A 23,812-nucleotide genomic window follows, 5' to 3' on the forward strand; every position below is an offset into this window, starting at 1 on the left:
AGGTTGGCCACGATCGGCGACTCGTACTCAAGGGCCGCGTTTAGGACAATCGACTCGCCAACGGTCGCCAACGCCACCTTGTGCTTACAGTCGTATTCCTCGTTGTACCGGTCGGTTTTGCACTCACACTCGGCGGGAACGGCCAGCCCGTTTCGCCCCTCAACTCCGACAACAGAGGCGTGGTCGTCCCTTCCAGCGAAACTGGGAGAGGGGTATATAAACCGTCCAATACTCTATATTGTGGAAAGAAGGCGGCTACGAACAGCCCGATCAGGACCATTACAGATATCCAATTAGGAGGATCGGATTCTCCTTTCGGTTATTCAGAACCCAGTTGAGGAAGCGGCGGTTCCCGCCGGATTAGTCTAAACCAGTTAGGACTGACTCAGATTGGGAATCAGCGTTCCGTCGATTTGGACTAAATCAGATTGGGGCAAAGATCTCGGATAGTAGGGATTTCTGTCCTTTGACGAACCGGGCCTATAGACGATGTTCTCGAGTAATTACCAGAAGTCTTTCCCGAGGAATGTAATCGAAGCCCCGTACTGGCGATCCCGCTTCCCCTATTGTAGGGATGGGTCTCGAAAGGGAGTTATTTAGAGAGTATCTCAAACTCCGTCGAACCACACCGACAGCCACCTTTTTTCCCGATCGGTTGCACGGTTCCATCGAGAAGGATCCAAGCGGAGTAGACGGCACCACAGTCACAGCACTTCCCGGCGACTTTCTGCCGTTCGTCGGTCGTTTTCTCACCAGTTTCGTATGCTTGTTGGTTCCCCGCCATGTATGCATAAACAGCTACCTTGCGGAAGAGGTACAGGGTTGTATAGACTATCTCAAGGACGATACTACGGAAATTCCGTTGACAGAGCCTTACTCGTCGTCCGGGTGGGAGAACGTCAAGGTACTGGTGATGAGATTCTCGTGTGCAGCGTGAAATCGCTTCGAGAGTGCCTGTTGTGAGACACCCATCCGGTCGGCCAGTTCAGTCATCGAAACCGCCTGTGGAACCTCGTAGTAGCCTTCCTCGAGCGCGGTGACCAGCGTCTCGCGTTGTTTCGTCGTGAGATCGTACTGGGCGCTGGCCATCGGCTGCTCCTGATCCTGTATTCGGTTGAGATCGAACGCGATTCCGTTGTCCTCGCAGTAGGTCTGGAACTTAGAGAGGCTCTCCCGATCGTCGAACCGCATCCGCAATTCCCAGTTTTCGTCCCGCCCGATCGCTTGCAGGATCGTCGCGCCGAGTTCGACATAGGCGTAGACGATCGACTCGACGTTTTGGGTCCACTCGGCGCGGTACAGTCTGGCGTCGTCCACTTCGTCGATAGGTGCGACGTTCGTCACCGTTTCGTCGTTCTCGAAGGCCGCTTCGAACTCGTCGTGATCGCCACCACTTACCCAGAAGTACGGCATCACCTTGTCCTCCATCGTCGCCACGACCTGCTCGATCTCGACAACCATGTGTGGTGCTTCCGTGAGGGCGTGATTCAGCGCCAGATCGTCAGAATTGACCGAGAACTCCGCGATGATGCTCATACCGTTGGTTCGCCTCTGAGAGGATTAAAGCCGGTGGCAAATCGGCTGAACGACCACGGTTTTCCGATATTTAGAATGGAATAAACGCTATTTATGGTAGCTGCACTTACTGTTCGTCGGGTAGTCATGGAGGGGTTATGCGCAGGTTTTCAAAATTGCTCTACTGCCTCGGGGTTCCCGAGGTGGACCCCACGTACTGAACTTTCGACGTCACTTTTGTTCACCTGTGGACATCGAGGAAAACTGCAAGACGCAACGGAGTTGCGGATGCGCGGACCGGGATTTGAACCCGGGCCATGAGCTTGGAAGGCTCAGGTCCTACCACTAGACCATCCGCGCTCACTCCCCGATTTTCGCTCCGAGTTTAAGGGTCTTCCTGTTTCGTCTGTCGATTCCGTCGGGTCGCTGACTCGAGGGCGACAGTGCAAGCGCCGACTCGAAATGAAGAAGCAGGAGCGATGGGGGTGATCCGTCCGGAGACGATCGGTGGGGGTCAGACGGGGGAGTGTCGATTGAACCAGCAGCGAACCGACGTCGGATTACCGTGGGAACCGGGCGCGAGTACGGCGTCGCGGTGCCGTTACTTCTCGAGGACCGCAGCACCGGCGCCGACCGCGATGTCGACGTCGCCGGTGGCGACGGCCTTGAGGTTCTCGCCGGTCGGGGTCTGGACCAGCGACCACTTGCCGTCGGTCCGCTCGAAGATGACGCCGCCGCTGCCGACGGTGACGCCGTCGCCGCCGTCGGTTTCGACGTCGAGAAGGTCGGCGTCGCCGAGGCTCTCGGGGACCCACTGGCTGCCGTCGTACTCGAAGACGGAGGCGTTGCCGCCGGTGACGACGACGTCGTCTTCGGCGTCGCTGTCGAGGCCGTAGAACGTGACGCCGGCGTCCTCGATGCCGATCGGGTTCCAGGTGGTGCCGTCGTCGGTAGCGAACACCTTGCCGTTTGTGTCGATGACGTGGCCGGCGCCGTCGCCGTAGAACTCGATGGCGTTGAAGCCGGAGCCGCTACCAGGCACCTCGTAGTCCCAGGTGCCCTCCTTACCGTTCTCGAAGCTGTAGTGGATCGAACCGGAGTCGTCGGCCACGTAGACGTCCGCGTCGCCCGCGGGGCCGGTGACCGCGACGTCGTTGAAGTTGGACGTGAAGTCGTTGGGGGCGGAGCGGTCGATCAGGTTGCCCGTCGTCACGTCGTACTCGCCGATCGCGCCGCTGGCGCCGACGATCCAGAGTCGCTCGCCGTCGTCGGTGGTGTCGACGCCGTAGAGGTCGTTTCCGTTGCCGGTGGGTCCGCCCTGGAGGACGACCTCCCAGCCGGCGTCGGTACGTTCGATGACGAGGCCGCCGCCCGCGACCGCGTGGGCGTTCGTCGCCGTGTACGCGACGTCGTGGATCGTGCTGTCGATCGGCGTTTCGGCGACCGTCCACTCGGACTCCTCGTCGCTGGCGGAGACCGTCGCGGGGAGGGTAGCTGCGGCAAGCGATGCGCCTGCGACCTTCAGCGTCTTCCGTCGCGTAAAGCGCGTCATAGCGCATCCGGAAGTGGGGAGCGAGATGTCAATAAAATCGGGCGGCCTTTTTGCGCGATTGATCCCGTTTGCGAACGTTTTATTCGATTTACTTTCAACTTATACATAGACAAATAATCTGAAAACTATCGGCTTGGGCTCCGGGAACTACCTTTAGTAATTCCTCTTAAAAATACCCCCATTTGAGGGAGGTGAAAGTCCGTCACACGGACACATTCATCCGGAACCGGCCACTTCGGCGTAGCAGTTCCCGCTCGAGACCTCCCACTCGAGCAGGTCGAGCTTGCTCGCCGCGAGGTCGGCCTCGAACTCCGCGGGGGCGTAGATGTGGTAGAATCGATCGACCGCTTCCCCGCCGGGCAGCGTCCACTCGATCGTCGTGTCGAATCCCGCCTCGGCGTCGGCGGCCGCGTCGAACCGATCGTGGGCCGTCGACCACGCGCTGACGAGCGCGCGGCCGTCCGGCGAGAGCACCCGCGCGAGTTCGTTCAGGCTCGCTCGGCGCACCGCCCGGGTCGGAAGGTGATGTAGCGTCGCGACGTAGACCGCGATATCGACGCAGTCGGCCGCGAGCGGGAGCGTGCTCGCGTCGCCCTGACAGAGGGCGACGTCGAATCCGCGCTCCCGTGCGCGCTCGCGCCCGGTCTCGAGGAGGCCGCGGCTCGCGTCGAGGCCGACCACGACGTCGCAGTCGGCGGCGAGCAACTCGGCGTGGCGGCAGTTACCGCAGCCGAGGTCGAGGCCCACGGCGGGCGCGTCCGCCGTCTCGAGTGCGGCCGCGTGCTCGTCGACGAACGATTCGACCTCGGGCCACGCGTACTCCCGCGTCGAGGCGAAGTGGCTCGCGATCCGGTCGTAGGTCGCGCGGACGCTCCCGCGATCCGGCCGGTTCGGGTTCGACTCGTCGTCACCGTGGTCGCCCGTACCCATCAGTTCGGAGTGCTCGAGGCGCGTGCAAAAAGCGTTTGCACTGCCACCGACGACGGCGTTCAGACGACGATTGCGAACAGCGCGACCGACAGCGCGATCATCGCGGCCGCGTGTTTCGCGCCGGCCCTGACGTCGCCGGTGCTCAGCTGGCCGGCGATCAGCCCCGAGAGCAGCCCCTGGACCAGCGTCGCGTGGTAGAACAGCGTGTTGTACCGCGTGGCGGCAGTCCGAGACAGCCCGCCGAGCCCGTCGACGGCGCTGCCCCCGCCGCCGGCGGCCTCGAGCTCCCCCACCGGGAGATTCGGCAGGAGGTACGCCGCGAGCACGGCAATGATAAAGAGGAAGACGAAGAAGGCGATGTAGACGACGACCAGGTACTCGACCATCGCCTGCCGGCGCTCGCGCTCGAGGCGCCGATCGGCCGCCGCCTGCCTGGCGGCGATGGTGAGCACGGTCGCGAGGGAACCGCTCGCGTTCATCGCCTCCGTCACCAGAGTCACGACCCGCGACGTCGCGCGGGTGCGGACGCGCCGACCGAACCGGCCGAAGGCGGTCTGGAGGTCCGCACCCCACTGGACGTCAGCCCAGATGCGATCGAGTTCGGCGCCGAGCGGCCCCAGGTCCGAGCCCCGAACCCGATCGATCGCCGCGACCAGCGACATGCCGGCGTCGTTGACGCTCGCGAGGCGCTCGAGCAGGTCGGGGATCGCGCCCTCGATCGCCTCGATCCGCCGGCGGTGGAGTTCGTAACAGGCGGCGAAGACGGCGAGGACCAGCAGTGCGCCGACCGCGATCGCGTCGTCGACGACGGTCGCGTCGAACCCGCCGTCGGTGACCGCCGCCGGCAGCCGCCACAGGACCGCGGCGAGCGCGATCGGAACGGTGAGCACGAGCGAGAGCCGGGGCCGCTCGCGCAGCGTCGACAGGGGCGACCCGACCCGCTCGCGGAGTCGCTGCAGTCGGCGGTAGTAGCGCACGCGTTCGACGTTCGGGTGCTCGCGACCGCGATCGCGGGCGGTCACCCGCGACGCCCCTCGCCCGCCGTCGGCACGGGCCTGTCCGCGAATCGCGGCGACAGCGTTCGACGCGGGCGAGCCGGTCGCGTCGGCGTCCGCGTCGGCGACGCCGCCGGGCGTGATCGTCTCGGTCACGGTACTCAGGTAGACGATGAAGCCGAGGTTCCCCAGCGGCAGGATGACGTAGATCAACGCCCGCAGCGGATCGAACGTATCGCCCACGGAGATGCCGATGACCACCAGGATGGTGATGAGAAAGAGCGGCCCGGCGACGAGCACCGTGACGTACGCCTCGGCCAGCGTCCCGAGCAACTCGATCGTTCGCTCCTGCTGGGACTCGGACTCCTCCTGGAAGTCGCGGTACTGGGACTCGAGGAACCCCGAGAGGCTGTGGCCGCTCTCGAGGACGCTGACGAGGTTCTCGACGAAGTCGGCGAACTTCGGGCTCGGGGAGCGGCGGCCGGTCGTCCGGAGCGCGGTGATGACGTCCATCCCGAAGGTGTCCATGTTCCGGACCGCGACGTCGAACTCCGCGGCCGCCTCGCCGTAGGTGTCCTCGTGGCGCGCGAGGATGCGGACGATCTTCGGGAACTCCATGCCGCTGCGCGAGAGGGCGTACATGAACGCGACCGTCGAGGGAAGGCCGGTCTCGATCCGCCGGGCGCGGCCGTCGGCCACGTAGCTCGGGTACCACCACCGGAGCCGGTACGCGCCGAAGCCCGCGACGGTCCCGATCGTCAGACAGGAGAGGACGAACAGGCCGAACAGTTCGGTCACCGACAGCGACGGCACACCGCCGAGGTTCGCGAGGAAGGCCAGCGCCCCGGGAAGCGCCGTGCGCATGGCGGCGGGATCGACCGCGAGGACGAGCAACAGCCCCCAGACGACGTAGATCCCGACGATGGCGCCGGCGACCGCGAACAGCGTCGCGTACAGCATCGTCGTCGCGCCGTACTCCCGGTAGGTCGTCGGGAAATGCGCGGCCCGAAGCGCGGCCTGCCTGTCGGGGTGTTCGCCCTTGAACTCGGCGATGTAGCGGCCGAACAGCCCGATCGCCGCTCGAGTCAGGGCGCGGTCGAGTCCGGCGTGGACCCGCGCGAGGGCGACGAGCGAACAGAGGGCGGCGGCGACGGCCAGCGGCAGGAAGTTCGAGAGGGCCATCGGCGGCGATCACCCGTCCTCGTCGGCGTCCTCGGGTCGGGCGTCCGGTCCCTCGAGTCGGTCACTCGAGGCTTCGGAGTCCGCCCAGTCAGGACCGTCCCCGGCGAGCGGGTTGGTGACGATCGAGTCGCTCCTCGGATCGGCCGCCGCCGAGTCCGCACCGTCTCCGTTGCCCTCGTCCTCGTCGGCCGCGATCGTCTCGAGCACGCGCTCCGGATCCGCGTAGTACTCGTTGACCAGGGCGGTAAAGCGCCGGTAGTCTGCGATGTCGTTGTCCCGCAGGTACTCGAGGAACCGCTCGCGGTTGCGCAGTTCCGTCAGCAGTTCGGTGCGGGACCAGCCCTGTTCGTCGCGGATCTCCTCGAGGACGCGGCTGCCGGTCCCCCGGAACGCGTCGTCCTCGCTGTCCCACGTGTAGGCCGTCGAGTAGTCGAGTTCCCCCGTCCGCTGGTCGATTCCCTCGATCTCGGCGAGCACCTTGTTCCGGCGGACCCGGCCCTCGCCGAGCCGGGTCAGCGTCTGGACCGAGAGGATGTCGAGGCTCTGGACCATCGATCGCGGGACGTTGATCGGCTCGTTCTCGAGGCGATTGATCGCCGTCTGGACCGAGTCGGCGTGCATCGTCGAGTAGGTCGTGTGGCCGGTGTTCATCGCCTGAAAGAGCGTGATCGCCTCCTCGCCGCGGACCTCGCCGACGACGATGTACTCAGGCCGGTGGCGCAGCGCCGAGCGCAGTAGGTCGTACATCGTCACGTCCTTCCCCTCGTGGACGCGCTCGCGCGTGACCGAGGAGAGCCAATTGTCGTGGTAGAGCTCGAGTTCTCGCGTGTCCTCGATCGTCAGCACCTTCGCCCGCGGCGGGATGAACATCGAGATCGCGTTCATGCTCGTGGTCTTGCCCGACGCGGTCCCGCCCGCAAAGAGCAGGCTCTTGTTGTGCTCGATCGCCAGCCAGAGGTAGGCCAACTGCTCGACGCTGAAGGTGCCGTACTCGAGCAGGTCGACGGGCGTGAACGGCTCGCTGGCGTACTTCCGGACGGTGAAGGCGGAACCCCGGGGCGTCACCTCCGTCCCCAGCGCCAGTTCGGCCCGTGAGCCGTCGGGGAGGGTCGTCTCGACCATCGGATCGCCGATGGAGATGTGCCGGCCCGAGTGCTGGGCCAGCCGGACGACGAACCCGTCGAGCTCGTCGCTTCCGAACGAGACGTTCGTCTCGACGTCGGTGTACTCGTCGTGGTAGACGAAGATCGGCAGGTCGTAGCCGTCGCAGGAAATATCCTCGACGTGAGGATCGTGCATGATCGGCTCGAGCCGGCCGTAGCCGCGGAAATCGCGGTGGATGTAGTAAAAGAGCCGGTAGAAGGTGGCCGCGTCGATCTCGGCGCCGTACCGCTCGAGGTACTCGCGGATCGTCTCACGTAGCAGGTTCTCGACGTCGGTGTCGGCGTCGGCGTCCGCGGCGGCACCAGCGCCGCCGCCGACATCCGACCGGTACAGCAGCGGATCGCGCACGTCCTCGACCAGCGTCTCGAGCAGGACCCGCTCCTCGTCGGTCAGTCGCGGTTCGACGACGCGGTAGCGGTGCTTACTGGCCGACTCGTCGTAGCCGATCGAAACGAACGAGAACGGCGCGTCGACCCAGTACCGCTCGACCTCCTCGCGGCCGTCGACCCCGTCGAACTCGATCAGGGGCCCGTGATCGGCCGGATCGTAGTCGTCGACCTCGATCGTCGATCCGCGCAGCGTCTCGAGGACCCGACGGATCGTCCGCTTGGCGGTTTCGAACGTCGACTCGGGCTCGGCCGACGAGCCGGTACCCGACGCGTCGGAGGCGACGCCCGCGGAGTCGGCGACGGAGTCCAGGTCCGCCTCGCCCGCCGCGGCACGCGACGCTGCGCGGTCGGCGGCCGACTCGGTCGAGGCTGAATCGGTACGGTCTGCCATCGGTACGGTGTCCTCACGGCGGGAGGACGGGTGTTCGTCGCATATCCCGACCGGACCATCATAAATATCCCGACCGATCCGGTCCGCCGTCGACGGATCCCCGCCGGCGGGTCCGACGGCGCCCTCGACCGTCGCCGGTACAGTCGGGACCGCAGTGGCGAGACGAGCCCCGTCGACAACGAGCGCCGAGGCGAACGACCGAACGGCCCGGACGTGTTCGTTCGAAGACGATTGTGCGTTACGTTCATACGGCGGGAGCGCTAACCGGAGGGTACGGAATGAGGCGCGAGCACTTCACGCTAAACGTTACTAACGTCGACTGGGTCGAGACCGACGGCGAGCCGAAAAAAACCCGCCGTATCCATCGAATTCACCGGCCCGTCGACGATGCTTCGCGAGCGCCTTACTGGTCCCGAGGGGGACGTCCTCGACGCCGACGAAACCGACGTCGCGCTCCGGCTGCAGGAGCCGCTCGGAAACGACACCGACGGCGTCGTCAGCGTCACGAACAGGGTCACGGGCGAGTTCATCCTCGAACTCAACGAGGACGCCGACGACGTCCTGCAGTTCATCCGCGCGGCCCGCGGCTACGGCGAGGACGCCACCGAGGACGAGGGGCGCTACACCGTCGAGATTACGCTCGAGGACGAGGACGAACCGTTCGTTACCTACGACAAACGGACCTTTCTCGTCTACGACGACGAGGGGAGCCTCCTGCGCCAGCACAGCTTGATTCCGAGCGGCGTCGAGCTCTAACCGCGGTTCCGTCGCTGTCGCTTCCTTTCTGCCGCTGTTCCGGATCCACGCCCGCTCCCGATCGGCGGGAACTGACCGGCAACTATAAGTGTTTTAGGAGTGCCTAAACCGAATACGTGCCGGCACCGGTCCGGCCGGAATCGATTATGCCGAACGGAGACCTACTTACGACCGCAGCCGACGAATCGGGGCCCGAATCCGCTCCCGGGCGCGCCGCAACGGACGACGTCGTCCTCCAGCTCGACGGCGTCGCGAAGCGGTACGGGAGCGAAGCCGTCATCCCGGACCTGTCGCTGTCGGTCCGCGACGGCGAGATCCTCACGCTGCTAGGACCGTCGGGCTGTGGCAAGACGACGACGCTGCGGCTGATCGCCGGCCTCGAGCGGCCCGACGCGGGTCGGATCCGGTTGCAGGACGACCCCGTCGCGGTCACGGACGAGGGCCGGTTCACGCCGCCGGAGAATCGCGACGTCGGCATCGTCTTCCAGGAGTTCGCGCTCTTTCCCCACCTGACGGCTCGCGAGAACGTCGCCTTCGGGCTGCAGGACTGGTCCGAGGCGGAACGGGAGGCCCGCGTCGACGAGCTCCTCGACCTCGTCGGGCTCGAGGCCCACGGCGACGACTACCCCGACGAACTGTCCGGCGGCCAGCAACAGCGGGTCGCGCTGGCGCGCTCGCTCGCGCCGGAACCCGAGATGCTGTTGTTGGACGAACCGTTCTCGAACCTGGACGTCGACCTGCGCGTCGAGATGCGCGAGGAGGTGCGCCGGATCATCAAGGAGGCCGGCGTCACCGCCGTCTCCGTGACCCACGATCAGGAGGAGGCGATGTCGATCTCCGACCGGGTCGCCGTGATGAACGAGGGCGACATCGAGCAGCTCGGCGCGCCCGAACGGGTGTTCCAGCAGCCCAAGTCGCGGTTCGTCGCCGGCTTCCTCGGCCACGCGAGCTTCGTTTCGGGCGAGGTGCGGGGCGACCACGTCGAGACGGCAGTCGGGCGCGTCCTCCGGGACGACGTCAACGGGCTGGTCGAGGAGTACGACGGCTCGGAGATCGACCTGCTCGTGCGCCCGGACGACGTCGCGGCCGTGCCGGCCGAGGAGGCGGCGCGGGTCAACGGCCGCGTCGTCTACCGGCGCTACCTCGGGCCGACCGTCCTCTACCGCGTCGAACTCGACTCGGGCGAAACCGTCGAGTGCATGCACAACCACTCCGATCGGATCGACTTAGACGAACGTGTCGGCGTCCGCGTCATCGCCGACCACGAACTCGCGTGGTTCCCCGCGGGCCAGCGCGAGCGCGACGTCCCCGCCGAATAACGGCCTTTCTGCGTTCGATCGCGCAGTTCGACCACGTACTTTGATACCGCCGCGGTTCGATGGTGTCCGTCACCCGAATGGGAGGTACCCCGCGTCGACGCCGGCCCCGAAGTTCGACCGCGACTCGAGTCGCAACGCGGTGCGGGCTCGCCGCGGCGGTCGTCGGGCTGGGCGCGATCGTCCTCGCGACGCTCGTCGCGTCCCCGGAGACGTTCACCTGGCGCGGCGCCGCGCTCTCGGACATGGGCCGATACGGGACCCGCACGTTTCCGCTGTTCAACGGCGGGCTCGTCCTGAGCGGACTGCTCGGCGTCCCCTTCGGCTGGCGGCTCTGGCGCGCGAGCGGAACCGTCCTTGAACGGGTCGGCGTCGCCCTATTGGTCGTCGCGACGGTCGGACTGGTCGGCGTCGGGATCTTCTTCCTCGGCCACACGGACTGGTACCTCGAGCGGAGTTTTCACGAGCCGGCCGCGCTGACGTACTTCGCTGCCGCGCCGCTGGCGCAGTGGTGCTACGGCACCGGCGCGGTACTGGCCGGACGGCTCCGTCGCGGCCTCGTCTCGATCTGGCTCGCCGTTGTGCATCCGCTGGCCTGGCTGGGCTGGCTCGTATTCCTCGTGGCCGGCGGCGATGCCGGCGCGTGGTTCGCCGTCCCCGAGTTCGTCGCCGCCGTCGCGTTCGGCGCGTGGGTCGGCTACCTCGCCGTCGATCTCGAGAGAGCCTCACACTCTGGAGACGCAGCGTAACTCCCGTTTCCACCCGATTCGCGACGGGTTTTGCGACCCGTATGCACACAATCCTTAAGCCGAGACCGTCCATACACGCGGGTATGCACAAAGACGAACTCCTCGAGCTGCACGAAGAACTCGTGACCATCATGGAGTACTTCGCGGAGCGCGAGGAGGTCGACGAAGAACTTTTCGAGCCGTACCGCCAGCTCGACGTCGACCCCTCCCACGTCCACAAGTCAAAGAGCGAACATAAACACGCGGTCTTCGTCCTCGGCAACGCCCTCGCGAAGGGGATGAGCGAAGACGAGTTCTCGAGCGCCGGGCGCATCGGCAAGCGGATGAAGGAGCTCGCCGAGGACGCCGAGTCGAAGATCTAGTCGGGCGACGGCCGGCCGCGAACATCTAGGCGAAACGTATTTGTTTCAGTTACCGCTTGTTGAACTATGGACTCGCGCACGCAAGAGCGCGTCGAACAATGGGATTCTCGCCCGTTCAACGGCGGCTACGACGGGCTCTCCGATCTCGCCGAGAACGGCTTTTCGGGGGCCGTAACGACGGGTACAGGCGGCACCTGGCTCTTTATGCTTAACGGCCGTATCGTCGGCGTCTTCGAGGGGGCGATCGAGGACTTCGACGGCGCCTCGGGCACGACCTATCAGGCGCCGCATCCGTCGCTGCCGTTGCTCTGCTCGATGGAGGAACGCGGGGGCGACACCCGGGCCAAGTACTACACGAACGAAACGCCGCTGCGAGAGGTCGACGAGACGCTCCAGGACGGCTCCTTTACGGGCTACATCGAACTGAGCGAGAACGTCCTCAGCGGCGACTACTACGCCGTCTACTACGGCGGCCGCCGGATGGCCGCCGCCTACATCGGCAACGCCGAGCGGCTGGTCACCGGCGACGAGGCGTTCGAACGCGCCGACGACGAGGTCGGGATCTACGAGGTCATCGACGTCGACGTCGACGTGACCGACGTTCCGGGCGCGGACGACGCGCCCGCCGCGGACGCGGACGCGAACGCAGAGACGGGCGCGACGACCGACGGCGCCGACGCCGGTTCGGACGACGAGCCGTCGGTCGGCGGCGTGTCGGGCATCGAGCCGATCGACATCTCCGGCGGCTCGAGCGCCGGATCGTCGGTCGACGCCGGCGACGGTACCGGCGGTGCGACGGCCGAAGCTGACGGCGACGACCTGTCGGGAATCACGTCGACGGACCCGGACGCGGCTGCACGCGAGTCGACGCCGGGGATTACCGACGACGCAGCCTCGGCCGATGCCGCCGCGGGTACCGACTCCGCCGATGCGGTGACCGGACCGGCCGGCGCTGAACCTGACCCTGAACCCGCAGCCGAATCCGACCCCGATCCGGACCCGACCGGCGTCGAACTCGAGACGGGGTCCGATCACGAACCCGGCCTCGAGGCCGAGCCAGCCGGGACGACCGGCGCCGACGGAGCCGACCCAAGCGAACGCGTCGAAGGTCCGGACGCGGCATCGACCTCGAGTCCCGATCCCGAGGCGGAGGCGTCAGCGACGGAGCCGTCCGAACCCGGATCGGGACCCGGGACCAGTTCCGGCTCCCCGGATCCGGCCGAGGTCGAGGCGGCCGCCGAACAGCTCGACCAGAACGACATCTCCTGGACCGGCGACGACGAGGACGACCAGCCCCAGACGACGGCGGGCGACGTCCGACCGCCGAGCGGGGCCGAGCGAACGGGGTCGGGAGCGGCCGATTCCGGTTCCGGAACGGGCGCCGATGCCCCGAACGCCGACGGCGACGGCGAACTCGAGGAGCGGTTCGAGGAGGAAGAGCAGTGGCGCGAGACCCGGCGAATTCCGTCGATCGATCCGGAGAAGACGACCGGAGATAGCTCGGCGAACGCCGCCTCCGGAGCGAAGGCCGCGTCGGGGCCACAGCCCGCGAGCCAGTCCGGCCGCGAGGCGGCCGACTCCCGACCCGAAGGCCGGCGATCGGCCGGTTCGGGCGGGCAGAACGCCGCGAACGGACCGCGCGGGTCGGGCCGGCCGGACGGCGCTACGGCGTCCGAAACCCGGGCGACGGCGGACGCCGCCGACCGAAACCGAGACCGGCGCGTCGAGCGGCTCGCCGACCGCATCGAACGCCTCGAGGAACAGCGCGAGGCCCTCGAGTCGAAGAACAAGGACCTCGTCTCCGAACGCGATCAACTCCGCGAGAAGAACCAGCAGTTGTCCGAGACGATCGACCGCCTCGAGTCCCGCATCGAGGAGCTCGAGTCGGAACTGGAGGCGGCCCGAGCCGGCGACGGAGCGGGTTCGGGTGCAGGTGCGGGCGCCTCGGCCGGCACCGAACTCTCCCCCGACCGCGCGCTGGCCGGGACGAACCTCTTCGTCCGCTACCGCTCGAAGAGCCAGCCGACCCTCGAGACCGCCCACGAGGGAGACGCCGACCGCGACGAGGTCGCGTCGAACCTGCAACTCGAGCACCACACCGAGTTCGACGCCTCGGACGTGGCGGTCGAGGGCGCGCCCTACGAGGAGTTCCTCACGGGGACGATGGCCTACCGGTTCGTGGAGTGGCTGACCGACACGACGCTCTACGAGATCCGCGACACCGGCCACGCGAACGGGCTGGCCGACCTCTACGACGCCATCCCGCAGATCGACCGGGCCGAACTGGACGCGACGATCTCGCTCGCGGACGACGACACCGAGGACGTCCCCGACGAGGTCACCTTCGACGTCGTCGCATTCGACAAGATGGGGAACCCGCTGCTCGTCGCGATGCTCAACGACTCGCGCAAGCCGGTCAGCGAGGACACCCTCGCGGGCCTTGAGGAGGCCGCCTCGGCGGTCAAGGCGAACTACCCCGACCTCGCGGCCGCGATCGCCGTCACCTCGAGTTACTTCGAGTCCGGCGCCCACGAGGTGACCGAGGAGGCGACGAGCAGCGGCTTCCTCAGCCGGAGCTCGAAGCTGAGCTACGTCAGCCTCTCGCGAAAGCAGGGCTACCACCTCTGTCTGGTCGAGTCGCGCTCGGAAGGGTTCCACATGACCGTTCCGGAGCTGTAATCGCGACGGGCGCTTCCAGCGGGGGCGATCCGAACGCCGGCCGGCCCGCTGGCCGCGCGGGATTACTTCTTATTCGAGGCGGTACGGAGTTAGCTGACCGCCGAACGGTCAGTCGCAATCGCTGCCGAGCGGAAGCAGGAGTCGAAGAAGAAGAAGTCGCGAACGCTGTAGCGGTGCACCCGTTTCGTCGCTCGGTATTCCTGTCGTTATGTCGTTACAGCGGTCGCGACGGTCGATCGATACGAGATCGCGCCGATCGAGCAGTTAGCCTTCGATTTCGGCGACGTCTTCGATCTTCATGCCGTCGAGCTTGTCGATGATGTCGTCGAGCTTGTCGTCGAGCTCGTCGACGAATTCGACGGTGCGCTCGGTCTTGATCGCACCCTGGCTCGAGGGCTCGATGAGGTTTTCTTCCTCGAGAACGCGCAGCGAGTAGCGAACCTTGTGGTGGGGATAGCCGGTCTCGTTGGACATCTTGACGATGCCGATCGGCTCGTTTTCGATGACCATCTTCAGGACCTGCAGATGACGTTCCAGCATATCGACTTCCTTCTCAAGTCGGTCTATCATGGCATTTGTTAACTTGTCTTTGGGGCCTTTAAAGGTTACCCTCGAGCGCTGAACAATCTACTCAACGCGTTGATTACTCTTGAGAGTAGTTAACGATTCCGTTCCGATCCGGCCGGGATGTCGCTCGCCTCTAGACGATCCGTGCGTCGCCGCTGGAGCCCTATAGACTCGTCGTTCGGGCCGCCTTCGCCGCGGCGCCGCGAGCACGTTGTCGACGCTCGTCGCGTCCATGGGAAACGATATCGACACTCGCACACTCGAGTTCCCGCCCTGAATGGGCCGGCAATACCGTAATCTGTTTATCGGCCCGGCATGAACCCGCCGCTGTTATGACCGTCACAATCGTCGGGTCGCAACTCGGCGACGAAGGCAAGGGTGGCGTCGTCGACCTCTACGGCGACGCCGCCGACGTCGTCGCCCGCTATCAGGGCGGCGACAACGCTGGACACACCGTCGTCCACGACGGCGAGACGTACAAGCTATCGCTCGTTCCCTCCGGGGCCGTTCGGGGGAAGATCGGCGTTCTCGGCAACGGCTGCGTCGTCAACCCCGAGACGCTGTTCGACGAGATCGACACGCTCCGCGAGCGCGGCCTCGAGCCCGACGTCCGCGTCGCCGAGCGCGCACACGTTATCCTCCCCTACCACCGCGCGCTCGACGGCATCGAGGAGGACGAGAAGGAGGACCTCGCGGCCGGCACCACGGGCCGGGGCATCGGACCCACCTACGAGGACAAGGCCGGCCGCCGCGGCGTCCGCGTCGGCGACCTGCTCGACCCCGACACGCTCCGGGAACGCCTCGAGTACGTCGTTCCCCAAAAGAAGGCCCTCGCCGAGGAGGTCTTCGGCAAGGAGACCGGCGAGGAGTTCGACGTCGACCACCTCTTCGAGACCTACCGCGAGTACGGGCGGCGCCTCGAGGAGGAGAACATGACCGTCGATTGTGGCACCTTCCTGCAGGAGCGCATCGACGCCGGCGACAACGTCATGCTCGAGGGCGCGCAGGGCACCTCGATCGACATCGACCACGGCATCTACCCCTACGTGACCTCCTCGAACCCGACCGCGGGCGGCGCCAGCGTCGGCACCGGACTCGGCCCGACGGTCGTCGGCGACGGCGAGGTCATCGGCATCGTCAAGGCCTACCTCTCGCGGGTCGGCACCGGCCCGCTCCCGACCGAACTCGGCGGCGTCGAGGGCCAGACGCCCGACTACGACGCCGACGAAGGGGCCGGCGACGAGGAGGAGGAACTCGCGACCTACATCCGCGACGAGGGCGGCGAGTACGGCACCGTCACCGGCCGCCCGCGGCGGGTCGGCTGGCTCGACATGCCGATGCTGCGCCACGCGGCCCGCGCGAACGGCTTCACCGGCCTCGCGGTCAACCACATCGACGTGCTCGCCGGCTTAGACGAGGTGAAGGTCGGCCACAGCTACGAACTCGACGGCGAGGAGGTCTTCACGATGCCCCCGACCACCGAGAAGTGGGGCGACTGCGAGGCGAACCTCCGCACCTTCGACGGCTGGGACGAGGTCGACTGGAGCGAGGTGGCCGAGGACGGCTACGACGCCATCCCCGAGAACGCCCGCACCTACCTCGAGTACGTCAGCGACGAACTCGACGCGCCGATCTACGCGGTCGGCGTCGGACCGGGACGCGAGGAGACCGTCGTCGTCGAGGATCCCTACGAGTAATCGGTTCGCGTCGGTTTCCGGCTCCGTTTCCGCGCGGCTTCGTTCCCGAAACCTTTTGCTGGAGGCGGCCAGCCTACGTACTATGAAGGAGTCCTTGCTGGATATTCTCCGCTGTCCGCTGGACAAGCACGAACTCGAACTCGAGGACGCCGAGTACGGCGACGACGACGAGGAAGTCGTCGGCGGCGACCTCGTCTGTACCGAGTGCGGCGAACGGTATCCCGTCGACGACGGCATCCCGAATCTGCTCCCGCCGGACATGCGGGAGGAGACGCCGGCCTGAGCCGATCGACGGAGTACCCCTGAACCGCAGTACCACCTCCCGTACCCGTGTCCCGAACCGAGGTCACCGTCCACGTCAACCGCGAGTCGCCCGACACCCTCGAGGCAGCGACGCGTACGGTGACGACTCGCGACTCGTTCGTCCTCGCGTTACGGGGCCACGAATCGCCCGCACACGTCCACTGTCGGCTCGCCGACGCCGACCCGTCCTTCTCCCGGCACGTCTCGCTGGATCAGTCGAACTACTACGTCGAAGCGGGCGAGACGATCGACGTTCCGGTCGCCGTCGACGCCGAGGCGATCGACGACCCGGTCACGGGTCGGCTCGAGGTGGTGACCGGCTACGGCTCCGAATCGGTGACGATCGACGTCACCGTCGAACCCCGGCCGGCCGCGGTCGACGTCGACGAGTCGCTCTCTAAACCGCCGTCGCCGGACCGGTCGGCCGACCGAACGGCCGCCGAAAAGGTGATAGAGCGGCTGTTCGCGGCGAGCGGGCTCGATGCAGGCACCCTCGCCGTGCTCGCGCTGGGGCTTGTCGCGCTGGCCATCGCGACGGCGACGGCCGCGACGATCGGCGGCCTCGCGGCGACGCTGGGGTTCATCGTCGTCGCCGGCGGCGTCGTGGTCGCGCTCGCGCTGTTGCTCTGGTAACCCCTTCTCACTCCGACTCGCCGTCGGCCGAGCGCTCTCGGATCTCGAGCGAGCCGTCCTCGTCGAACCGCTTGGCCCGCAGGTATCGCGCCCGGTAGCGGTTCGCGCCGTCGGCGACGTCGGCCTCGCGGATCTCGTCCGTTCGTCCCTCGGCGACCGCGTCGATCAGCTCCTCGAGCTGGTTGCGCTCGCTCGGGGTTAGCTCGAGTTCGTAGGTGCGCTCCTCCTCGGACTCCAGGATGGTCCACTGGCGCGCAGCTGCGATGACCAGCGAGCAGGGCTCGCGACAGGGGAACGGGCCGTCGCCGCCTGGCGGCTCGAGATCGTCGCCCGCCTCGTACTCCCACTCGCGCCGTCGGAGACACTGGGAGTCGACGCAGCAGGCCTCGGCCACCCAGTCGACGGCCTCGCGGGGCAGTTCGTCGAGGATGTCGTAGATGCCCGTCTGTCGCTCGGCGGTCTCTCGCCAGTGGTCGACGTCCAGATCGTCTCGCAGTTCGCGGTGCCAGTTGGCGACGGTCGCGGGGTAGAAGAACTCGACTGCCTCGACGAGTTCCGACCCGGAGAGGCCGGTGAAGGCCCATCCGGAGGGCAGCGTTGGCGCGGTCTTCAGCGGCCGGTAGCGACCGTCCGCGTCGTAGGTCGCGATCTCGCGGGCCTCGCGGGGGTCGTCGTAGACCTCGAGGTCGGCCAGATCCGCCTCGGCGTCGTCGACGTGCCAGAGGTCGTAGACCCGCTCGCCGTCGGGCTCGGCGACGTCGACGAACCGGGCGGTGATCGACAGCTGCCCCCACTCGCGATCGACGCCGTCCCGCAGGGCCTCGTAGCGTTCGGGGACGGCGAGCGGGTCGTCGGTCGGTTCGCCGGCGCCGTCCTCGCCGACCGGCGCCCGCTCGCACCACCGGAGGAAGGCCCGGCGGTAGGTGCCCTCGCCGCCGACCGACTGCTGCCAGTAGCGCCAGTTGGTCGCGTATTCCGCGACCGCTTCGAGAGCCTCAGAGAGCGTCGCCTCGTCGACCCGCCGCGGCTCGAGTTCGGGCGTCTCGAGGACGTAGGCGTCGCCGTCGCGCTCGAGCGAGAGGCCGTCGAACTCGACGGTGCCGTCCGCTCCGTCTTGGACCGCCCCGATCAGCGCGTCGACGGCGTCGGTCGTCGCGTCCGCCACGGTCAGTCACCCGCGCCGGCGCCCGTCCCCGTGCCGGTTCCCGACTCGAGGTCGCGGCCGTCGTCTCCGGTTCCGGTCGTCTCGACCGCCCCGTTCGTCCGGACGGCCGCTCTGGCGTCGCCCAGGTCCGCGCCGGCGTCCGCCGCGCGCTCGAGGATGACGTCGGCCATTAGTCCCTCGGTGCCCACGGCGCCGGCGTACCAGATCCGGTGGCCGTCGACCTCAGCGGGAACGTTCCACCCGAGTCGGTAGTCCTCGGTCAGGCCCATGTCCTCGGGGATGTCCTCCTGGGTGTGGTAGCCGTCGGCGATAAAGAGCGGGACGACGACGATGTCCTCGCTCTTGAAGTAGTCCGCGACGTCGTCGACCTCGGGCTCCTCGTCCATGAACAGCGCCTTCACCTCGTCGAAGCGGTCCCGCTCGCGGATGCGACGGGTGTGGTACTCGACTGCCTTCGCGGAGTTCTCGTTGCGCTCGGTGCCGTGGCCGACGACCGCGAGGCCGAACCCCTCCCCCACGTCAGGATCGTCGGTGACGGACTCGGCGCGCTGGACGATCACGTCCGTCATCGCGTCGTGAGTCCCGACCGGGCCGCAGTAGTGGACCGTCTTGTCGACGTCGGTCGCCTCGAGCGTGACCTGCGAGGCGCTCGTGCCGTCGGAGTCCCACTTTTCGGGGTGCCACTCGTCCAGCCTGAGCTCTCGCGGAATTACCTGCTCGGTGAAGTAGCCCTCGCTGATAAACAGCGGGACGACGAAGACCTCGTCGGACTCGAGGGTACGAATCACCTCGCGGAAGTGCGGTTCCTCCTTCCAGAACGCCTCCCGAACTTCGTCGAACGCGCCCGTTTCGCGGACGCGGTCCGCGTGGGCGTAGGTGGGGTCCGAGGCGTCCGGATTGAGGTGAGAGCCGTGCGCCGCGATGACCAGCGCTTGCATACCGGGGCGTTGGGACGACGCCCGCTTATACCCTCTGCCAACCAGTATGTACTTCGCAGCCGTCGAAAACGAGTCGCGGATCGCGGATCGACTGTTTCCGAATTCGACCGGTCCCGGACGCGGGAACACCCGGATCGGTGCGAACAGGTTCCCGCGTCACTCCGAGTCGGGGACGCGGAACTCCGTGCGAGCCTCGCAAGACGCCTCCTGGGCGCGCAACTCGGCGACGGCGGCGTACTCGCCCGGCCGCGGTTCCTCCCACGTCCCGTCGTAGGTCGTCGACTCCTCCGGGGCGAGTCGCTCGGCGCTTAGCATCTGCATGAACGCCCGCCCCTCGGTGAACCGCCAGACCTCGCGGCCCTCGTCCTCGACGACGAACTCGGCTTTGGCCGCGTCCGAGAACCGCAACTCGACCGGCTCCGATCCCGCGTTCGTCACGGTGAACCTGAACTCGACCGTCGTCGACCCCGTCCCGTCCGTCGATACCCTCGCCTCGAGCGATCCCTGGAGCGTCATGGCGGGAGGTTCGCCGGTCGGACGTATAACCGTTCGCCGGGACGGGCGGGTAGGATGGGGGGCGTACGGCGGCACAGAAGTGGGTGGGAATAACAAGCACACCAGTTATATGCGTCGGCCACGGACGACTGACTGTCACCGGACGATAGCAAGCCCGGTGAACGGCTGGTCGACGCATCGCGTGCGAGCCATCCGCGACACGGGCCGCGCCTCCGCTGGATCGTGCCAAGCGCGGAGCCGAGCCACACGTTCGCGCGGCCCGTTTCGGCGAACGGCCAACCCCGTCCGACGACGGGGGCGGTTCGCACCGTTCCCGTCCCCGTCTCCGCCCGCCGTCGGATCGTGGACGGTCACCCGCACCGCCGATCCCGGTACAGCTATCCGTTTTCGCCGCTAACTCCGACCGTGCAACTGGTGGGCTACGAGCCGAGCGGTCGCGGCTCGGCGCTGTTGCTGGCCGACGGGAGCGGCGCGATCGAGCGTCGGGTCCTCGAGCCCGGCGAGACCCTCTCGTACGCGCTCGGGGAGCGACGCTGCGCCGGGGCGATCGACGACGGCGGACACGTCGCCTGCGACCGCCCGGCAGCGCCGTACTGCGAGTACCACACCAGCACGTGGGTCTGTGCCCGCTGTACCGGCACCTGCCTCAAAGACGAGATGGACTGTTACGAGGAGCACGCGGTCTACATCGCCGCGTTCGCGCCGGACACGTTCAAGGTCGGCGTCACCAAGTCGCGGCGCCTCGAGACCCGCCTCCGCGAGCAGGGCGCCGATCGGGCGGCCCACGTCCACACCGTCTCGAACGGCCGCGTCGCCCGCGAGATCGAGGCCGAGATCGCCGAGCGGCTGACCGACCGCGTCCGCACCGGCCCGAAGGTGGCCTCGCTCGCGGCGACGGTCGACGAAGACGCCTGGGAACGGACGCTCGCATCCCTCGAGGCCGACGTCATCGACCGCTTCTCGTTCGACTACGGACTCGCCCTCGCGGATCGGCCCGTCCGCGAGACGATCGCGTCGGGGACGGTCCGCGGCGTCAAGGGTCGGCTGCTCGTCCTCGAGAACGGCGGGACGACCTACGCCGTCGACATGCGCGATCTGGTCGGCTACGAGCTCGAGGAGGGGCGGGCGAACCGGAGCCTGCAGTCGTCGCTGGGATCGTTCGGATAGACCGGGGCCCACCGACGGCCGCGACGGCGAACCGACTTTCGATTACTACCAGCTATCGTCAACGGTCGGATAGTTCTTAGGGCCGTCGCCTCGTACGCCCGAGCATGTCGCTCGGCAGCGACCGCGTCCGTCGATACCTCGCCGGCGGGTGCATCTCCGGACTCGGGGCGATACTCCTGCTCGTCCCGCTGTACGACATCTGGGACGACTTCCACAACCTCTCGTGGGGGCTGACGTGGACGCTGCTCGAGAACAGCGCGCTGCTCGTGCTCGCGTTCGGTCTCGTCGTTGCGGGGGGCTGGCTCGTCCGCCTGGACTGGGACACCGACTACGTCGTGACGGTCGCGAAGTGGAACCTGCTGGTCGGCGGGGCAATCGCGGCGCTGTTCCTGTGGGTCGTGCTGATCCAACTACGAGTGATGTCCGAGCCGAAACCGTACGTGCTCGCGCTCAACGGCATCCTCTTCGGCGTCGTCGCCGCCTTCGGAATCGGCGTCTACAACGCCAATCAGCGACGGTACACCGACGAACTCGAGGCGAAGGAGCGGCGGCTTCGGGAGCTGTACGACCGGGTCTCGGCGTCCGAACGGCGGTACCGGATCCTCGCCGAGCGGTTTCCCGACGGGATCGTCGCCCTGTTCGACGAGGAACTGACGTTCTCCCTCTCGGCCGGCGAGGCGTTCGATCGGCTGCCCCTCGAGCCCGCGGACGTCGACGGGCGGACGCCCCGCGAGGGGTTCGGCGAGGAGTTCGCCGAGTCCGTAACGCCGGCCCTCCGCGCCGCGCTGGCAGGCGACCGGGAGACGGTCGAGTTGGAGTACGCGGACCGCCACTGGCTCGTCCGGACGATCCCCGTCACCGACGACGGACGGGTGACCGCGGGGATGTTGATGGCGCAGGATATCACCGAGCTCATCACCTACCAGCGCGAGCTCGAGGCGTCGAACGAACGCTTAGAGCAGTTCGCGTCCGCCGTCTCCCACGACCTCCAGGAGCCCCTGCGGATGGTCACGAGCTACCTCGAGTTGCTCGAGGATCGGTACGGCGACGAACTCGACGACGACGGCCGGGAGTTTCTCGACTACGCGGTCGACGGCGCCGAGCGGATGGGCGAGATGATCGACGGCCTGCTCGAGTACGCCCGCGTCGAAACGCGGGGCGAATCGTTCGAACCCGTCGATCTCGACGCCGTCGTCGACGACGTTCGCGAGGATCTGCAGGTGAAACTTGCGGAGAGCGACGCCGTCCTCACCGTCGCGGACCTCCCCCGCGTCGAGGGCGACCGCAGCCAACTCCGCCGGGTCTTCCAGAACCTGGTCGAGAACGCCATCGAGTACAGCGGCGACGAACCCCCCCGCGTTCACATCGACGCCGAGCCCGCATCGGACGGCGAGGCCGGCTGGATCGTCTCGGTCCGGGACGAGGGGATCGGCCTCGAGTCCGACCACGCCGACCGCATCTTCGACCTCTTCGAACGGCTCCACGCGAACGCGGACCGGCAGGGGACGGGGATCGGCCTCGCGCTGTGCGAGCGGATCGTCGACCGCCACGGCGGCGACATCTGGGTCGACGCCGAGCCGGGCGAGGGCTCGACGTTCTACGTCGCGCTCCCCGCCGCGTCCGCCGACGTTGCGGGGGTCGCGGAGAGGGACAGCGATTCGACTAGCCGGTAATCTACCCATGCGAGCCGCTCGAGCCGAGATCGGTGCCGGATCGAGCGGTCGCCGCCAACGTGTACGTTACGCCGTCACGGCGTCGCACCGTCACGCCGAGTCGCCGACCGCTGCCGTCCGTTCGGCCACGTCGACCAGCGAAAACCAGGTGTTCAACGCGGCCCGCAAGGCGACGACGTCGGCGGCGTCGATGGCGATCCGGACCGTCGCGCCCTCGCGCTCGAGCGTCGTCTGCGACCGGTCGTCGTCGATCTCGCCGATTTCGCGGGCGACGCTCTCGGCGACGATCCGAGCGCGATCAGGGCTCTCGTAGTCGAACTCGAGCGTCGCGTCGTGAGAAGACACGGCAGAGCGGAACCGACGTTATTGGACGTCGACTTCCTTGACGTCGCGACTACGCTCTTTCAGCAGGACGCGGTGGCCGCAGTAGGGACAGCGGACGCCACCGTATTCGTCGAGCTGGACGTCGCGTTTGCAGCGGGAGCATTTGTAGCTCATTGTGGACTCGAAGGGAACGGTGACGGTTATTCGTCCTCGGCGAGCGCGGCGCGGATCGAGCGCTGGACGGTGCGGCCGGCGGGGGTCTCCGGGCGGTAGGCGCCGCCGGTGAAGACTTCGCCGGTTTCCTCGTTCTTCCAGATGCCGGTTCCGATGCGGGTGACGTCGTCGCCGTCGACCTGGGCGTTCTCCATGTCGTCCTCGATCTCGCTGACGCGACGTCGTGCGACGCGACCGTAGCGTGCGCCGAAACGGCCCGCGCTACCGACGGATCCTTTCTTGGCCATAGTAGGGCTAGCTATCGCCAGCGGATTCTTAAACCTGTTGAGTCGCGCCCGCGCCAGCACCAGCGCTCCGTTCGGGGGCGTCCTCGCGTCTCGAGTTTCGAGTCGACGGCGGCTCACCGCATCCGCTTCGCGACCGGTCCGTTCACCAGTTCCCGGAAGACGAATCCGAGCGCTATGAGGTAACCGACCGGCGCGAGCGGCGCCGCGAGCAGTCCCGTCCCGATACCTGTCACCGCGATTATCGATCGGAGGACGAGTCCACTCACCGCGAGCAGCGGGATCGTAGCCAGGACGGCGTCGGGACGCTCGAGCATGGCTAATTATATCTAATTACGGCGGAGCCCGTAAAGGCACTGCCTACCAGCAGGCGGTGTCGGTTCCATCAGTT

The 23,812-nt window shown here is 67.1% G+C and carries 22 protein-coding genes, 1 tRNA gene and 1 pseudogene; 10 read left to right on the top strand and 14 right to left on the bottom strand.

The window, feature by feature from the left end; genetic code table 11:
* Positions 1–873: 873 nt before the first annotated feature.
* From ACYQ26_RS19180 to ACYQ26_RS19205, 6 genes are all read right to left on the bottom strand, one after another.
* Positions 874–1,536: a helix-turn-helix domain-containing protein gene (locus tag ACYQ26_RS19180; RefSeq protein ID WP_459810486.1), complete on the bottom strand. Its 663-nt coding sequence runs from the start codon at positions 1,534–1,536 to the stop codon at positions 874–876.
* Positions 1,537–1,804: 268 nt separating this feature from the next.
* Positions 1,805–1,875, bottom strand: a tRNA-Gly gene (locus ACYQ26_RS19185).
* Positions 1,876–2,116: 241 nt separating this feature from the next.
* A complete protein-coding gene (locus ACYQ26_RS19190) occupies positions 2,117–3,067 on the bottom strand; it encodes a WD40/YVTN/BNR-like repeat-containing protein (protein ID WP_459810487.1) in 951 nt (316 codons plus the stop codon).
* Between the two features lie 216 nt (positions 3,068–3,283).
* Entirely contained in the window at positions 3,284–3,997 is a 714-nt protein-coding gene (locus tag ACYQ26_RS19195; RefSeq protein WP_459810488.1) for a class I SAM-dependent methyltransferase, read from the bottom strand.
* A gap of 59 nt (positions 3,998–4,056) precedes the next feature.
* Entirely contained in the window at positions 4,057–6,174 is a 2,118-nt protein-coding gene (locus tag ACYQ26_RS19200; RefSeq protein ID WP_459810489.1) for a type II secretion system F family protein, read from the bottom strand.
* Between the two features lie 9 nt (positions 6,175–6,183).
* A complete protein-coding gene (locus ACYQ26_RS19205; protein WP_459810490.1) occupies positions 6,184–8,118 on the bottom strand; it encodes a type II/IV secretion system ATPase subunit in 1,935 nt (644 codons plus the stop codon).
* A gap of 278 nt (positions 8,119–8,396) precedes the next feature.
* On the opposite strand from ACYQ26_RS19205, the pseudogene ACYQ26_RS19210 reads away from it, so the two are divergent.
* The 5 genes and pseudogenes from ACYQ26_RS19210 to ACYQ26_RS19230 all read left to right on the top strand — a co-directional run bounded on the left by ACYQ26_RS19210 (position 8,397) and on the right by ACYQ26_RS19230 (position 13,980).
* A pseudogene (locus ACYQ26_RS19210) lies at positions 8,397–8,874 on the top strand (DUF5793 family protein).
* Positions 8,875–9,020: 146 nt separating this feature from the next.
* Positions 9,021–10,193 (top strand): ABC transporter ATP-binding protein, encoded by a 1,173-nt coding sequence (locus ACYQ26_RS19215; RefSeq protein WP_459810491.1) that lies wholly within the window; start codon positions 9,021–9,023, stop codon positions 10,191–10,193.
* A 77-nt stretch (positions 10,194–10,270) separates the two neighbouring features.
* The gene (locus ACYQ26_RS19220; RefSeq protein ID WP_459810492.1) at positions 10,271–10,939 is read left to right on the top strand and encodes a DUF998 domain-containing protein; all 669 of its coding nucleotides are present in this window, start codon (positions 10,271–10,273) and stop codon (positions 10,937–10,939) included.
* Positions 10,940–11,022: 83 nt separating this feature from the next.
* Entirely contained in the window at positions 11,023–11,301 is a 279-nt protein-coding gene (locus tag ACYQ26_RS19225) for a UPF0058 family protein (protein WP_459810493.1), read from the top strand.
* Positions 11,302–11,367: 66 nt separating this feature from the next.
* Positions 11,368–13,980, top strand: coding sequence for a DUF7527 domain-containing protein (locus ACYQ26_RS19230; protein ID WP_459810494.1), 2,613 nt, complete (start codon positions 11,368–11,370; stop codon positions 13,978–13,980).
* Between the two features lie 264 nt (positions 13,981–14,244).
* Here the strand turns inward: ACYQ26_RS19230 and ACYQ26_RS19235 are convergent, their stop codons facing one another.
* Positions 14,245–14,550, bottom strand: coding sequence for a hypothetical protein (locus ACYQ26_RS19235; RefSeq protein WP_013881201.1), 306 nt, complete (start codon positions 14,548–14,550; stop codon positions 14,245–14,247).
* Between the two features lie 329 nt (positions 14,551–14,879).
* On the opposite strand from ACYQ26_RS19235, the gene ACYQ26_RS19240 reads away from it, so the two are divergent.
* The 3 genes from ACYQ26_RS19240 (at position 14,880) to ACYQ26_RS19250 (ending at position 17,180) form a co-directional block, all read left to right on the top strand.
* The gene (locus ACYQ26_RS19240; RefSeq protein ID WP_459810495.1) at positions 14,880–16,244 is read left to right on the top strand and encodes an adenylosuccinate synthase; all 1,365 of its coding nucleotides are present in this window, start codon (positions 14,880–14,882) and stop codon (positions 16,242–16,244) included.
* Between the two features lie 82 nt (positions 16,245–16,326).
* Complete coding sequence (locus ACYQ26_RS19245) at positions 16,327–16,527, top strand: methytransferase partner Trm112 (RefSeq protein WP_459810496.1); 201 nt, start codon at positions 16,327–16,329, stop codon at positions 16,525–16,527.
* A gap of 47 nt (positions 16,528–16,574) precedes the next feature.
* Entirely contained in the window at positions 16,575–17,180 is a 606-nt protein-coding gene (locus tag ACYQ26_RS19250) for a DUF7524 family protein (protein ID WP_459810497.1), read from the top strand.
* Positions 17,181–17,187: 7 nt separating this feature from the next.
* Here ACYQ26_RS19250 and ACYQ26_RS19255 read toward each other — a convergent pair whose 3' ends face one another.
* From ACYQ26_RS19255 to ACYQ26_RS19265, 3 genes are all read right to left on the bottom strand, one after another.
* Positions 17,188–18,345, bottom strand: a complete 1,158-nt coding sequence (locus ACYQ26_RS19255) for a DR2241 family protein (RefSeq protein WP_459810498.1) — start codon at positions 18,343–18,345, stop codon at positions 17,188–17,190.
* A gap of 2 nt (positions 18,346–18,347) precedes the next feature.
* Positions 18,348–19,283: a CbiX/SirB N-terminal domain-containing protein gene (locus ACYQ26_RS19260; RefSeq protein ID WP_459810499.1), complete on the bottom strand. Its 936-nt coding sequence runs from the start codon at positions 19,281–19,283 to the stop codon at positions 18,348–18,350.
* A gap of 156 nt (positions 19,284–19,439) precedes the next feature.
* On the bottom strand, positions 19,440–19,799 hold the full coding sequence (locus ACYQ26_RS19265) for a BsuPI-related putative proteinase inhibitor (protein ID WP_459810500.1): 360 nt from the start codon (positions 19,797–19,799) through the stop codon (positions 19,440–19,442).
* Between the two features lie 405 nt (positions 19,800–20,204).
* Between ACYQ26_RS19265 and ACYQ26_RS19270 the strand changes: the two genes are divergently transcribed.
* The gene (locus ACYQ26_RS19270; RefSeq protein WP_459810501.1) at positions 20,205–20,966 is read left to right on the top strand and encodes a DUF2797 domain-containing protein; all 762 of its coding nucleotides are present in this window, start codon (positions 20,205–20,207) and stop codon (positions 20,964–20,966) included.
* Positions 20,967–21,070: 104 nt separating this feature from the next.
* The gene (locus ACYQ26_RS19275) at positions 21,071–22,639 is read left to right on the top strand and encodes a sensor histidine kinase (protein WP_459810502.1); all 1,569 of its coding nucleotides are present in this window, start codon (positions 21,071–21,073) and stop codon (positions 22,637–22,639) included.
* Between the two features lie 90 nt (positions 22,640–22,729).
* On the opposite strand, the gene ACYQ26_RS19280 is transcribed toward ACYQ26_RS19275, so the two are convergent.
* The 4 genes from ACYQ26_RS19280 to ACYQ26_RS19295 form a co-directional block, all read right to left on the bottom strand.
* Complete coding sequence (locus ACYQ26_RS19280) at positions 22,730–22,984, bottom strand: KEOPS complex subunit Pcc1 (protein ID WP_459810503.1); 255 nt, start codon at positions 22,982–22,984, stop codon at positions 22,730–22,732.
* Positions 22,985–23,002: 18 nt separating this feature from the next.
* Entirely contained in the window at positions 23,003–23,137 is a 135-nt protein-coding gene (locus ACYQ26_RS19285) for a DNA-directed RNA polymerase subunit P (RefSeq protein ID WP_006181151.1), read from the bottom strand.
* Positions 23,138–23,163: 26 nt separating this feature from the next.
* Complete coding sequence (locus ACYQ26_RS19290; protein ID WP_459810504.1) at positions 23,164–23,424, bottom strand: eL43 family ribosomal protein; 261 nt, start codon at positions 23,422–23,424, stop codon at positions 23,164–23,166.
* A 113-nt stretch (positions 23,425–23,537) separates the two neighbouring features.
* Positions 23,538–23,738 carry a hypothetical protein gene (locus tag ACYQ26_RS19295; protein ID WP_459810505.1) on the bottom strand — a complete coding sequence of 67 codons (201 nt, stop codon included), beginning with the start codon at positions 23,736–23,738 and terminating at the stop codon, positions 23,538–23,540.
* Positions 23,739–23,812: the final 74 nt, after the last annotated feature.

Source organism: Halopiger thermotolerans (assembly GCF_054654555.1).

Coding starts and splice junctions, on each gene's coding strand:
- ACYQ26_RS19215 (WP_459810491.1), top strand. CDS start 9,021: ATGCCGAACGGAGACCTACTTACGACCGCAGCCGACGAATCGGGGCCC.
- ACYQ26_RS19220 (WP_459810492.1), top strand. CDS start 10,271: ATGGGAGGTACCCCGCGTCGACGCCGGCCCCGAAGTTCGACCGCGACT.
- ACYQ26_RS19235 (WP_013881201.1), bottom strand. CDS start 14,550: ATGATAGACCGACTTGAGAAGGAAGTCGATATGCTGGAACGTCATCTG.
- ACYQ26_RS19190 (WP_459810487.1), bottom strand. CDS start 3,067: ATGACGCGCTTTACGCGACGGAAGACGCTGAAGGTCGCAGGCGCATCG.
- ACYQ26_RS19295 (WP_459810505.1), bottom strand. CDS start 23,738: ATGCTCGAGCGTCCCGACGCCGTCCTGGCTACGATCCCGCTGCTCGCG.
- ACYQ26_RS19290 (WP_459810504.1), bottom strand. CDS start 23,424: ATGGCCAAGAAAGGATCCGTCGGTAGCGCGGGCCGTTTCGGCGCACGC.
- ACYQ26_RS19230 (WP_459810494.1), top strand. CDS start 11,368: ATGGACTCGCGCACGCAAGAGCGCGTCGAACAATGGGATTCTCGCCCG.
- ACYQ26_RS19265 (WP_459810500.1), bottom strand. CDS start 19,799: ATGACGCTCCAGGGATCGCTCGAGGCGAGGGTATCGACGGACGGGACG.
- ACYQ26_RS19225 (WP_459810493.1), top strand. CDS start 11,023: ATGCACAAAGACGAACTCCTCGAGCTGCACGAAGAACTCGTGACCATC.
- ACYQ26_RS19195 (WP_459810488.1), bottom strand. CDS start 3,997: ATGGGTACGGGCGACCACGGTGACGACGAGTCGAACCCGAACCGGCCG.
- ACYQ26_RS19285 (WP_006181151.1), bottom strand. CDS start 23,137: ATGAGCTACAAATGCTCCCGCTGCAAACGCGACGTCCAGCTCGACGAA.
- ACYQ26_RS19200 (WP_459810489.1), bottom strand. CDS start 6,174: ATGGCCCTCTCGAACTTCCTGCCGCTGGCCGTCGCCGCCGCCCTCTGT.
- ACYQ26_RS19275 (WP_459810502.1), top strand. CDS start 21,071: ATGTCGCTCGGCAGCGACCGCGTCCGTCGATACCTCGCCGGCGGGTGC.
- ACYQ26_RS19205 (WP_459810490.1), bottom strand. CDS start 8,118: ATGGCAGACCGTACCGATTCAGCCTCGACCGAGTCGGCCGCCGACCGC.
- ACYQ26_RS19245 (WP_459810496.1), top strand. CDS start 16,327: ATGAAGGAGTCCTTGCTGGATATTCTCCGCTGTCCGCTGGACAAGCAC.
- ACYQ26_RS19240 (WP_459810495.1), top strand. CDS start 14,880: ATGACCGTCACAATCGTCGGGTCGCAACTCGGCGACGAAGGCAAGGGT.
- ACYQ26_RS19260 (WP_459810499.1), bottom strand. CDS start 19,283: ATGCAAGCGCTGGTCATCGCGGCGCACGGCTCTCACCTCAATCCGGAC.
- ACYQ26_RS19180 (WP_459810486.1), bottom strand. CDS start 1,536: ATGAGCATCATCGCGGAGTTCTCGGTCAATTCTGACGATCTGGCGCTG.